The 13,151-nt window shown below is 38.3% G+C and carries 8 protein-coding genes; 6 read left to right on the top strand and 2 right to left on the bottom strand.

Annotated features, from left to right (window positions below):
* The first annotated feature begins 278 nt into the window (after positions 1 to 278).
* Positions 279 to 539, top strand: a complete 261-nt coding sequence (locus FD723_RS43975; RefSeq protein WP_306297006.1) for a hypothetical protein — start codon at positions 279 to 281, stop codon at positions 537 to 539.
* 47 nt (positions 540 to 586) lie between these two features.
* Here the strand turns inward: FD723_RS43975 and FD723_RS43970 are convergent, their stop codons facing one another.
* Positions 587 to 814, bottom strand: a complete 228-nt coding sequence (locus tag FD723_RS43970; protein WP_306297005.1) for a cupin domain-containing protein — start codon at positions 812 to 814, stop codon at positions 587 to 589.
* A gap of 457 nt (positions 815 to 1,271) precedes the next feature.
* On the opposite strand from FD723_RS43970, the gene FD723_RS31590 reads away from it, so the two are divergent.
* The gene (locus tag FD723_RS31590; RefSeq protein ID WP_179068859.1) at positions 1,272 to 2,540 is read left to right on the top strand and encodes a GAF domain-containing sensor histidine kinase; all 1,269 of its coding nucleotides are present in this window, start codon (positions 1,272 to 1,274) and stop codon (positions 2,538 to 2,540) included.
* A gap of 143 nt (positions 2,541 to 2,683) precedes the next feature.
* A complete protein-coding gene (locus tag FD723_RS31585; RefSeq protein ID WP_256874997.1) occupies positions 2,684 to 3,124 on the top strand; it encodes a thermonuclease family protein in 441 nt (146 codons plus the stop codon).
* A 361-nt stretch (positions 3,125 to 3,485) separates the two neighbouring features.
* Here the strand turns inward: FD723_RS31585 and FD723_RS31580 are convergent, their stop codons facing one another.
* Positions 3,486 to 4,523: a low specificity L-threonine aldolase gene (locus tag FD723_RS31580; RefSeq protein WP_179069351.1), complete on the bottom strand. Its 1,038-nt coding sequence runs from the start codon at positions 4,521 to 4,523 to the stop codon at positions 3,486 to 3,488.
* Positions 4,524 to 5,225: 702 nt separating this feature from the next.
* Between FD723_RS31580 and FD723_RS31575 the strand changes: the two genes are divergently transcribed.
* From FD723_RS31575 to FD723_RS31565, 3 genes are all read left to right on the top strand, one after another.
* Positions 5,226 to 6,008, top strand: a complete 783-nt coding sequence (locus FD723_RS31575) for an ABC transporter ATP-binding protein (RefSeq protein WP_179068858.1) — start codon at positions 5,226 to 5,228, stop codon at positions 6,006 to 6,008.
* Positions 6,009 to 6,118: 110 nt separating this feature from the next.
* Complete coding sequence (locus FD723_RS31570) at positions 6,119 to 7,585, top strand: MlaD family protein (RefSeq protein WP_179068857.1); 1,467 nt, start codon at positions 6,119 to 6,121, stop codon at positions 7,583 to 7,585.
* A gap of 275 nt (positions 7,586 to 7,860) precedes the next feature.
* On the top strand, positions 7,861 to 13,131 hold the full coding sequence (locus FD723_RS31565) for an AAA family ATPase (RefSeq protein ID WP_179068856.1): 5,271 nt from the start codon (positions 7,861 to 7,863) through the stop codon (positions 13,129 to 13,131).
* The last annotated feature ends 20 nt before the right edge of the window (positions 13,132 to 13,151 follow it).

Here is a 13,151-nt window from a genome sequence, read left to right as displayed (position 1 = left end):
CAAAGAAAGTTAGGAGTTAGAAATTAGGAGTTAAAACTCTTAAAATACGAGAGTGTCTTAAAGCATTGAAGATTGCTGACACAAAATTTTAAATATCTCTAGAAAGTCAAGTAACTAAACTCTTATGACTTAAATATCATCGTACTACAAGACTCCTTGTTTTCCACTCCTCACTCCCTCCACAAGCAGATTTAAGAATCAAATCGAATTACTAAGCTAAAAAACATCTAAATTGCATAATCGAATCAAACATAATTCTTGTGGGGTGAGCAACACGAGTGTCCAGCTTATGCAATTTCAATATAGAACAGCTTATACCTGCAAAGATTCAGCCAGCAGATGGCGGAATCTTTGCCAGACCATATTTTGCAGCAGCAGCCAAAGCGTTTTCGATGTCTGCGGGATTTATGCTAAGTAATTGTGTCCTCTCTGAAACTGGCACACCTATTTCCATAAAAAACTTCCCTAAACCTGCTGGTGTAAACCAGCAAAGTAATTTTGCTGGCTTTGTACCGATATTTGTAAATCTGTGGACTTGACCTTTAGGAGAGTGAAGAAAGGTTCCAGAAATTGCTAATATAATCTTTTAATCAAGCTGAAATTCCAATTCTCCCTCTTGAATATAGAAAGCTTCATCTTCGTGACTATGAATGTGGGCAGGTGTACCGTTTTGTGGCTGAACAGTAATCTCAATTAGCGCATAAACTTGGCCAGTTTCTTCACCTAGCGCTTTAAAGGTATACAAATCCCCAAGTACCCAGTATGAAGAACCTTGTCCTGGTTGCTGTAATATTCCTTGTAAATTTACCGTCATCGTGATTTCCTTGTGAGATGTTTTTTAGGAATTAGGTAATTTGTCGCTCATTAGCCAACCGAAGAGTTACTAATTCATAATCAATACAGCAATTTTTAAGTAATTTTACTATATTCTTCCCCATGATTCATTTTTTAGTTAAGTGAAATTTCTTAGTTTTCCTGTAGGCAAATCGTATATGTCTCTAGTAGAATCTTTCTATCAAACTAGTGAGAGGATGTTTGAAAAGTATTAGGCGAATAGAATTCGCTACTACACAAACTAAGTCCACCTCCGTGGAAAACTTGAAAAATCAAGGGTTTTTAACCCACGGAGGTGGGTCTTGTCTGTATAGCCGCGATTTCTAATCGCCAGGGCTAGTATTAAATTAGACTTTTCAAACAACCTCTGAAGCGTAACTAAATAACCATCCAGTTGATTTTTGAAATTATTTTTAGAACCCATGCAATAGGCATCCATGAGCAAAACCAGTAATGAAGAAATGTTGTTGCACAAGCAAACTTGGCAGCGTGAACGGCAAATAATAGCACGTTTGTCTTCTTTGAACTATCGAACTGGTGAACTGGTTAGCTATTTGCACAACATTGCCTGCGGAGTCAGCGAACTCATTGGAGTCGATTGGACAGTTGTTACCTTTTGCCAAGAGGGGTTTGAAACTGTTCTAGCTAGTAGTCTCGATATGGGCGAAGGCGAACATATTTATTCACTACATGGTTTATTAACTGGTACTGTGATCCAAATGGGTCAATCATTAGCAGTAAAAGATGCTCAGAAATACCCAGAGTATGGACAGGCTCCAGAAGGTTATTGTGCATATTTAGGAACACCATTGCGGACTGCTGAAAATAAGGTGATTGGTACTATCTGTTCTTTTAATCATCTACCACGTGATTTTACAAAAGAAGATATCCAAGTTGTAGAATTGTTTGCTGAACGAGCGGCAACGGCAATTGATAACTATCATCTCTATCAACAACAGTGCCAATTTAATCATATTCTAGAGGCTGAGGTAGAAAAACGCACCGCAGAATTACAAGCAGCCCAAGCCAAGATTTTAGAACAAGAAAGACTTGTAGCTATTGGTGAATTTGCTACCATGATTGTGCATGAAATTCGTAATCCCTTGACTACAATGCTCATGGGATTAAAATACTTCCAAAAAACTATTTTGACTGAATCTGCTCAAGAACGATTAGCGTTGGCATTAAGTGAAGCTAGTCGTTTAGAACGTCTATTGAGTGAAATCTTGCTTTATGCAAAGCCTCAAGTTTTGCAACTTTGTGAATTAGATATAAATGAATTCATTTATGAGTTACTTGGGTGTATTCGTGAAATGCCAGAAGCTCTAGAACGTCAAATTGAATTTATTCCGGCATCGCCTAATGTAAAAATTTTAGGAGATAAGGATAAACTTAAACAAGTATTTATCAACATTCTCCGCAATGCTTGTGAAGCAGTTACAGCAGGAGATATCGTTAAATGGAAAGTAGATTTTTCGGATACAGATAAAGTTTGCATTAATGTCCAAAATAGCGGTGAGCCAATTCCATCAGAAATTCTTACCAAGCTTTTTCAACCATTCTTTTCTACAAAATCTTGTGGCACTGGACTAGGACTTGCTATTTCCAAACGCATTGTCAATGCTCATAATGGAAAACTGTTAATCTCTTCTGACCTCTTGACAGGAACTAATGTGAGTGTTCAATTACCTGTAGTTATTCAATGAAGTTTTGATTGATATAAACGCTAGGTATTTACAAGAATAATATTTCTTACTTTTATTTTTATTTGCCACTTGTGAGTTAAATCACACTCTCAAAATAAATACTAAAATAAAATTATATTTGTGCATAAAATATTACATACAAAATGATGGAATTACTTCAACTAATGTTGGTGCTAGGTACAGTAGTTGGTGTCACAGACGGGAACACGATTTTGGTTAAAGATAATGTAGGACAAACAACTATAGTCAAGTTGGCGTGTATTAATGCACCAGAGGCGACTGACAAACGCTATGCTTTAGCAGCAACACAAAAGCTAAAACAGCTATTACCACTTCAAACTCCTGTCGTGATTAGAAGCACAGAACAAGTCAAAAATGGTCGTCCGGCTGGTGAAGTGTTTGTAGATAATCGGTCAGTAAATCTCCTTTTGGTAGAGTCAGGTAATGCCGTCGTTGACCAAGAATCTTTACAAAATTGCTACGAGAGCAAAACCCAATTTTTAATTGCAGAAGCTAATGCTAAAAATAAGCATTTGGGATTGTGGCAGCAATCAAAATTACAGTTGAAATTCTATGCCAAGTAAGCAGGTGCATTGTCAGTTATGACTAATTGCATCCGCTTAAGTTGGGACAGTTTTGGGATTGCTGTACTTGTTTCATTATTTTAGATTTTCTATATTTATTTTTTGTCAATAAATAAGTGGACAAGAGTAAATCAAAGTAAAAATCTTAAGATTATTGAGTAGTGTTTTAAGAACATTACTCAATACGCTTGGTTTTGTGAAAAATTGTAGGCTGGGTGAAGCAAAGCGAAACCCAACAAAGCTATGAAAATGTTGGGTTTCGTTCCTTATAGTGATTTTCATTTAGATGCCGTACAACATTATATGGCGAGGTGTAGGGTGTATCTCACTAGTTCGGAAAACGCTATATTTATTCACTCACTTACTTAGTTGCATTTTTAATATCACCAATCAATTCATCAATCCTTGATTGAGTAGTGTTCCAAGAACACATAAAACGTACCCCTCCAACACCAATAAATGTGTAAAACTGCCAATTCTTGGCTTTTAAGCTGTGAATGACTTCTTGAGGTAATTTTACAAACACGGCGTTGGCTTCTCTAGGAAACATCAAATCAATGCCTTCTATGTTTAATAGTTGATTTTCTAAGTATTCAGCACATTGATTAGCATGTCTGGCATTTTTTAGCCAAGCACCAGTTTCTAATAAACCCAACCAGGGGGCAGAAATAAACCGCATTTTTGAGGCTAACTGACCTGCTTGCTTACATCGATAATCAAAATCCTCTGCTAGCGCTTTGTTGAAAAAAAGAATGGCTTCACCTAATGCCATTCCATTCTTTGTGCCACAAAAACACAATACATCTACTCCAGCTTTCCAGGTAATTTCAGCAGGGCTTTTATCCATAGCGGCAACTGCATTTGCGAAACGAGCGCCATCCATGTGAATCTTTAAGTTATATTTATTCGCAACTTTTTTAATACTTAAAAGTTCTTCAATAGAATATAAAGTTCCTAATTCAGTTGCTTGTGTAATGCTAATAACTTTAGGTTTTGGATAATGAATATCAGTGCGTCTTGTGACAATTGACTCTATAGATTCTGATGTTAATTTGCCATATTTACCTTGAGCTAGTAGCAGTTTAGAGCCATTAGAAGCAAATTCAGGTGCGCCACATTCATCTGTTTCTATATGAGATGTCTCATGACAAATGACGCTGTGATATGACTGACAAAGAGCAGCTAAAGATAAAGAATTTGCGGCTGTACCGTTAAAAGTAAAAAATACTTCACAATCAATTTCAAAGAGTTTCCGAAAATAATCTGATGCTTTTTGAGTCCATTCATCATTTCCATAAGCTGGAACGCTACCTTGATTTGCCCTAATCATATATTCCAGCGCTTCAGGACAGATACCAGAGGAATTATCACTTGCAAACTGTTCTAATTGGCTACTCATAATTATTTTTAAAAGCAATTATTACAATACTAGTGAATAATTTCGACTTTGCCAACTCTAAATATTGGCGTAAATATTATCAATCTCTCACATTATCTAATAACTCTGCCAATTACAATATTTTATATTTTATATATATTATTGAGAATATCATTTAGTCCACCGTAGTTTTTTTTTTAAATTTGATATTGCCAGAAGTTTAGTTAGCAATAATTATTCAGTGAAAAATTAGTGAAGACACATGTTTTGACTTAAAATTAAAAAATTATTAAAGCTCAGTTTACAAATTTAATTTGATTATTATATCTTGCATCAACCTGTTAGCTAGGTTGTTATATAGTAGCTTTTATCTAATTGGTTTTAACATGAAGTAGTATATCGATACGATTAAATGACTTTGCTGATGTCTATATAAAACTGGAATATTATTTGCATATCACTGAGATGTTTAATTACTACGGTGTATTCGTCAGGCTTGTGTTGAGGTATTTTGAGACGTTAAATATCGCAAAGAACTAAATATTATGCTAAAAAAATAAAGTTTGCTAATCAGAATGCTAATCGTGTACTTATAATGTAAGATACAAAGCCCTACTAATAATTATGACATCAGTATTGGGCAGATTTGTCCTTTGTTAGTTCTCAGTAGTCATTTGTTTATTTTCTACTGACCAATGACCAATGACCAATGACTAATAACTAATGAGTGAACCATTGATTGAACTGAAAGGTGTTTCTAAGTCCTTTGGTAGCCATAAAGTTCTAGATAATGTAGACTTGACTATCTACCGAGGAGAAGCACTGGGGATTATTGGCCCATCGGGGACTGGAAAATCAACAATTTTACGAGTAATGGCGGGGTTACTTAGTCCCGATGAAGGAGAAATTTATGTCCAAGGAGTGCGGCGAGACGGTTTGATTGAGGATGGTGGCCAGCAGGTTGGCATTGGTATGGTGTTTCAGCAGGCAGCGCTATTTGATTCGCTGACGGTGGAGGAGAATGTCGGATTTCTACTTTATCAAAATTCAAAGCTGCCGCGATCGCGCATCCGAAATTTGGTAGAAGAAAAACTAGAGATGGTAGGTTTACCGGCAATAGGCCACCTCTACCCATCCGAACTTTCCGGAGGAATGCGAAAACGGGTAAGTTTTGCCCGTGCAATTATGTCTAACCCCGATAGTCCCACCGAAGGGCCAGAAGTTCTATTGTACGACGAACCAACAGCCGGACTCGATCCCATCGCCTCAACAGTAATCGAAGACTTAATCCGCCATTTGCAATGTTTACATGGGGTTTGTAGTACTTATGCTGTTGTTACCCACCAAGATAGTACTATCCGCCGTACAGCTGATAGACTTATATTTCTCTATGAAGGTAGGGTGCAGTGGCAGGGTACAGTTAGTGAAATATACAACACAGAAAATCCTTTGATCAAACAATTTATCAGTGGAAGTGTTCAAGGCCCGATTAAAGTTGCTGGGTAGAAATTTAAAAGTGAGAAGTCAAGAGTAATGAGTAATGAGTAATGAGTGAGAAGTTAAATTCCTAAATCCTAAATCCTAATTAGTTGTTGGTTGTTGGTGGAGGCAAAAAAATGCGAGGTCTTATGACAAGCCGCTTCGCTTCTATGCGAACATTTAGAGAAGGTTCTGTAGGGTTACTACTCTTGCTAGGACTAGGGGTATTTGGATTACTTTTTCTGTGGTTAAATAGATTCACCGCTGCTGGTCGTTCATACAAAATTATTGTGGAATTTGCCAACGCTGGCGGAATGCAAAAGGGAGCAGCAGTCCGCTATCGTGGCGTTAAGGTAGGAACTATTTCTCAAGTTCGACCAGGGCCAAATGCCATTGATGTAGAGATTGAAATTGCCCAAACTGACCTAATTATCCCCCGGAATGTAGTGGTGGAAGCTAATCAAAGCGGGTTAATTAGCGAAAGTATTATCGACATCAAACCAAAATCAACCTTACCTACTGGGGTTGTGCTTGCTAAACCCCTAGATAAAAGTTGTGATAATAGTCTCATAGTCTGTAATGGTTCTCGGTTACAAGGTCAGGTTGGCATCAGTGTTGATGAACTAATTCGCAGTTCAACTGACCTCGCTGCTGCATACAATAACCCAAAATTTTATAGAAATGTCAATCGGGTTCTAGAAAGTACCACAGGCGCAGCATCAAGTTTTACAGAATTAAGCCAGGATCTCCGAGGTTTAACTAAAAGCTTACAACAACAACTTACCACCTTTTCCGACACGGCTAATTCTGTGCAACGGGCAACAAACCAACTTAATACATCCGCCAATCAAACAGTAAATAAATTCGGTGCAACTGCAACTCAAGCTAATCAGTTGCTAAAGAACCTAGATAATTTGTTGACAACAAATCGTTCGACGCTGGTTGGTGCTTTGAACAATATCACTGAAACCAGTAACCAACTGCGTGTTACAGTCAGTAGCTTATCACCATCTGTCAATCGATTGACTCAAGGAGAATTACTCAACAATTTAGAAACTCTATCCGCAAATGCAGCCCAAGCCTCAGCTAATTTACGCGATGCTTCTAAAACTTTAAACGATCCAAAGAATGTGGTGCTGCTGCAACAAACTTTAGATTCAGCACGAGTAACCTTTGAAAATACTCAAAAAATTACATCTGATTTAGATGAATTGACAGGAGATCCTAAATTCCGTAAAAATCTGCTGCAATTGGTGAATGGTTTAAGTGGTTTAGTCTCTTCTACACAACAGATGCAGCAACAAGTGCAGGTTGCCACTACTCTAGATTCGGTAAAAGCTGCGGTGAGCAAACCAAAGAATCTAGTTCCTACCTCAGCACCAACCCAACAGGCGATGTCTAATGACAAATCTTTACCTGTCTACGTAACTAATCCCTCACCTGCTAATTTTGCAAGTAGTGACATCAGCCCTCAAGCAAGTCCCAGTCCGTCTATCCCTAACTTATCCCAAGAAGACCTTTTGAAGCAACTACGAGAGTATGGCAAACAACGGGAGCAACTGGAGACGGGGAAAGAGGAAGTACAGGTTGACAATTTTAAGTAAGATATTATACCAGCTAATTAGTTGTGAGGTTGGCTTGAGGAACGAAACCAAACATTTCCAGGGCTTTGTTGGGTTGCGCTTTGCTTCACCCAACCTACAATTTTTCTTAACTGGATTTAGATCGCCGACTTTTGCTTAAGTAAGTAAATGATCTCGTAAAAAAATCTCCAAAATTAGCGGCGCACTTGCATAAGAATCCAGCAAGCTGATGGGTACACTAACTCTAATAAAGTGACTGGGACAGCATTAACCCACTTTTGAGGAGTACCCAAATTATGCTCACGCTTTCCGGCTATCAAATTATTGAACAAATCTACGAAAGCAGCAATTCTCTGATATATCGAGGCTACCGGGAAGCCGATAATCAACCTGTAATTCTCAAAACCCTGCGAGATGTTTATCCCTCGCCAGAACGCATTGCTTGTTACCAGCGTGAATATGACATTATCCACAATCTCCATCTCACAGGAGTTGTTCAAGTTTACGCTTTGGAAATTCATCAACAACGACCAGTTTTAGTATTAGAAGACTTCGGCGGTAGTTCTTTAGCTCAATTGCAACTAGCTGGAGAAATCGAGTTAGAACAGTTTCTTTTATTGAGTATTTTTATTGTCGAAAGCCTCAGACAAATCCACACTGCTAACATTATCCACAAAGATATTAACCCCTCAAATATTGTTTTTAATCCCAATACTAGACAGATAAAAATTATCGATTTTGGTATTTCCACAGTTTTGTCACGAGAAACCCAATCATTTAAAAATCCCAATGTTCTAGAAGGCACTATTAGCTACATTTCTCCTGAGCAAACGGGGCGAATGAATCGAGCAATTGACTATCGCAGCGATTTTTATTCTTTAGGAGTAACTTTCTATAAGTTACTAACAGGAGAAGTGCCATTTTTAGGGGATGATTCTCTAGCGTTAATTCATTGCCATATTGCAAAACAACCACCACTTTTAAGGGACAAAAAAGAGATTCCCCAAGTGCTATGTGAGATTGTGATGAAACTGATGGCGAAGAATGCAGAAGACCGCTATCAGTCTACTTCTGGAATTCAGGCAGATTTAGAACAATGCTTGCATCAACTGCAAAGCAATGGGAAAATCGATGTCTTTCCGTTGGCTAGTCAGGATGTCTCCGATCGCTTTATAATTCCGCAAAAGCTCTATGGACGAGAACCAGAATTAGAGACGCTATTGGCGGCTTTCGATCGCATCATCAATGGTACAAATAAACTAATGCTGGTTGCAGGCTATTCTGGAGTCGGCAAATCAGCTTTAGTAAATGAGGTTCATAAACCCATTACAGCCAAACGTGGCAATTTTATCACTGGTAAATATGACCAGTATCAACGTAATATTCCTTACTACGCCATTTCTCAAGCATTCAATGACCTGTGTAATCAATTATTGACTGAAAGTGAATCTGTTTTAAAACAATGGCAAGAAAAAATATTAGCTTCTGTTGGCAATAACGGACAGGTTTTAATTGATGTCATTCCCAAGTTAAAATTGGTGATTGGCGAACAACCTCCTGTAGCTAAAGTAGGCGGACAAGAAGCCCAAAACCGTTTCAATCTGGTCTTTCAAAACTTTATCAAGGCGATTTGTCAGGCTGAACATCCCCTCGTTTTATTCGTTGATGACTTGCAATGGGCTGATAGTGCTTCGCTAAAACTGCTGAAGATTATTTTAAGCGATCGCAACATTCAAAATCTACTCATTATTGGAGCTTATCGAGATAATGAAGTCGATGTAACTCACCCTTTGGCGATGAGTTTAGACGAAATTAAAAATGATGGGGGAATTGTATCTGAGATTAATCTCAAAAACCTCACTTCCAAAGATGTGAATGCTTTAATTGCCGAAACACTGTCAGTTTCAACTATCCTAACTCAAGCATTAACTAATTTGGTTTGTGAAAAAACTCAAGGTAATGCTTTCTTTACTGCTGAGTTTTTGAAATCCCTTTATACAGAAAAATTACTCAGCTTTGACTATATAGAAAAAAAATGGCATTGGGATTTAGAACAAATTGAAACCAAAGACATTACTGATAATGTTGTGGAATTAATGACGAGTAAAATTGTCAACTTAGCAGCAAACACCCAAAAAATCTTACAGTTGGCTGCTTGTATTGGCAATAAATTTGATTTATCTACATTGGTAGTGATTTCTCAGCAATCAGCCAAGCAAGTTTTAGATGATTTATTACCAGCACTCAAAGAAGGCTTAATTGTTATATCAAATAATCAATATTATCTGAGACTATTGAGAGACGATAAAAAAGCTGCTGATATTAATTGTAAATTCCAGCACGATCGCGTCCAGCAAGCAGCTTATCTTCTCATTTCTGAAGAGAACAAACAAGCAACTCACTTAACAATTGGGCGACTGATGTTGAGCAACGCCTCAGCAGTAGATCGAGAAGATAAAATTTTTGAAATTGTTAATCAATTAAATATTGGTGCAGAGTTGATTGACACTCAAAATGAACGAAATGAATTAGCTAATTTGAATTTATTGGCGGGACGTAAAGCTAAGGCAGCAGCTGCTTACGAGGCGGCTATGGGATATTTTTCAGCCGGAATTAAATTACTAACAACTGACTGTTGGCAAACAAACTATGACCTTACCTTGCCATTATTTGAGTCAGCAACAGAAGCAGCATTTGTGTACGGTGACTTCGCCCAAATGAATAGATGGATAAAGGAAGTACTACAAAATGCTCAAACTTTCTTGGATAAGATAAAAGTTTATGAGATCGCAATCCAAGCATTTTCAATCCAGAACCAATTGCAAGGTGCGATCGCAACTGGTCTAGAAGTGTTACAAGCCTTGGGAATTCAATTTCCCTCTGTTCTGAGTCCCTTAGAACTAAACAAAGTGCTACAGCAAACAACAGATCGTTTAGCAGAAAGGGAAGTCAAAGACCTAATCAACTTGCCCCAAATGCAAGAAGCCAAGCACCTAGCAGGAATGCAAATTCTTTCCAGCATCATGTCACCTGCCTTTCGGGGAGGAAATGAAATACTCCCATTCCTTGTTTTAGAGATGGTGAATTTATCTCTGGAACATGGCAATACGGCACTATCAACAGTTGGCTATGTGATGTACGGTTTAATTCTCTGCGGAGCCTTGGAAGAAATTACATTGGGCTATCAATTTGGTCAACTTGCTTTGAAGCTGTTAGAACTTTACGATGCTCGATATCTCGAATGTCACATCAACTTCGTCTTTAATGTTACTATCTGCCATTGGCAACAACCAGTCCAGAAAACCATCAAGCCCTTAAAACAAGCCTATCAAATTGGTAGAGACCGAGGAGATATCCAATTTTCCGGTATGTGTGCAGCTTATGACAGCGCACATTCTTGGATCTGTGGAGAAAACTTAGTGGAAGTTGAACGGCAAATAGCTAGCTACGATCATGCTCTCCGTCAAGTTCAGAACAAAATGGCTCTGGAGTATCTAGCTATTTATTGGCAGTTAACCTTAAATCTGCTAGAGGCAACTGAAAACACTTGTCTTTTAAGTGGAGCAGCTTATCGGGAGGAGCAAATGCTACCCTGGCATGAGCAAGTTAACGATCGCACTGGTTTGGCGCATATATATTGCTCAAAGCTTTTTCTCTGCTATCTTTTCCAAGATTTCCCGCAAGCCGCAGTCAATGCTCACAAGTTGGAAAAGTATCTAAATGCAGTAATGGGAACCATAATCGTAGCACTTTTCAATTTTTATGATTCTCTGACAGCCTTAGCTTTATATACTGATGCCCCACAAGCAAGCTTATTAGAAAAAGTCACAACAAATCAAGCCCAAATGCAGAATTGGGCGAACTATGCGCCGACAAATTTCTTACACAAATTTTATTTAGTGGAAGCGGAACGGTATCGCATCTTAGGGCAAAAAGCTGAAGCCATAGAGATGTACGATCGCGCGATCGCCCAAGCGACAGAACATCAATATCTCAACGAACAAGCCCTCAGCTATGAACTCGCTGCTAGATTTTATCTGCAATGGGGTAAAGAAAAAATTGCCCAAGATTACCTATTTAATGCCCACTATGCCTACACTCGTTGGGGTGCGAAAGCTAAAGTAGAAGATTTAGAAAAACGCTATCCCCAATTTTTCACCCAAGCTCAAATAAACTCTCAATTTCCAACCTCTAAAATCACCTCCACTAGTACCACCCTATCAACTTCCTTAGATTTAAACAGTGTTATCAAAGCCTCCCACGTTCTGGGACGAGAAATTAAGCTCGATACTTTGTTAACAAAACTGATGACAATCGTCATCGAAAATGCTGGGGCAGAAAAGGGTTATTTACTACTTAGCCAAGAGGCAGAATGGCAAATTAGAGCATCAGGAACAATTGACTCAAATACAGTTAAAGTTACTGAAACTATCTCTATCAAAACCCTCAATAAACCAATATTATCTAATGCTATTGTCGATTACGTTGCCCGGACTAAAGATAGTGTGGTATTAAATGATGCGGTTAACGAAGGCAACTTCACTCGTGATGTTTACATTCATCAACAGCAACCTAAATCTATTTTGTGTTTTCCTCTCCTAAATCAAGGCAATTTAATTGGGATTGTTTATTTAGAAAACAATCTGACAACTGGAGCCTTTACACCAGAACGAATGGAAGTTCTAAATTTGCTTTCTTCTCAAGCTGCCATCTCTATCGAAAATGCTACTCTCTACAACACTCTAGAAGAAAAAGTAGCCGAACGAACTCAAGAATTGTCTCAAGCTATAGAAGACCTCAAAACTACCCAAAAGCAACTGGTAGAATCTGAGAAAATGGCGGCTTTGGGTGGTCTTGTGGCTGGAGTTGCCCATGAAATCAATACACCTGTGGGCACTAGTATCACCGTTGCTTCTACATTAGCTGATGAAACGCGATCGCTAATTACGGCTGTTGAACAAGGTCAATTAAAACGCTCAGTTTTAAATAACTATTTGGAAATTGCCAAAGAAAGTACTGAACTGCTTTTAAGCAACCTCAATCGTGCGGGAGAACTGGTACAAAGCTTCAAGCAAGTAGCTGTAGATCAGACTAGTTTGGAACAACGGACATTTTTAGTCAAGCAGTATTTGGAAGAAATTGTCACCAGCTTAACTCCCAAACTCAAACAAGCTTCCCATACCCTGACTGTGACAGGAGATGAAACTGTTAGAATCAACAGCTATCCTGGGGCTTTGGCGCAAATTATCACCAACTTAGTGATGAACTCCCTGAATCATGGCTATCAACTTCACGAATCAGGACAGTTGCGAATTGAGGTGAAACAAGAAAGTGAGTGCGTTGTGATTCAATATAGCGATGATGGTTGCGGCATTCCGCAAGAAAACTTAAACAAAATTTTTGAGCCTTTCTTCACCACTGCTAGGCATCAAGGAGGCAGTGGTTTAGGTCTGCATATAGTCTATAACTTAGTTACTCAAAAGCTACAAGGAACAATTGATGTTGACAGTGAGCTAGAAAAGGGAACCATATTTACAGTGACATTACCTCTGTCCACAAACTATTAAGTTTTCTTGTTCTTTTTCAC

The organism is Nostoc sp. C052 (assembly GCF_013393905.1).
In the GTDB taxonomy this organism is placed as follows: domain Bacteria; phylum Cyanobacteriota; class Cyanobacteriia; order Cyanobacteriales; family Nostocaceae; genus Nostoc.
The sequence above is the reverse complement of the archived record's forward strand: the minus strand, read 5'-3'. Positions and strand labels throughout refer to the sequence as shown.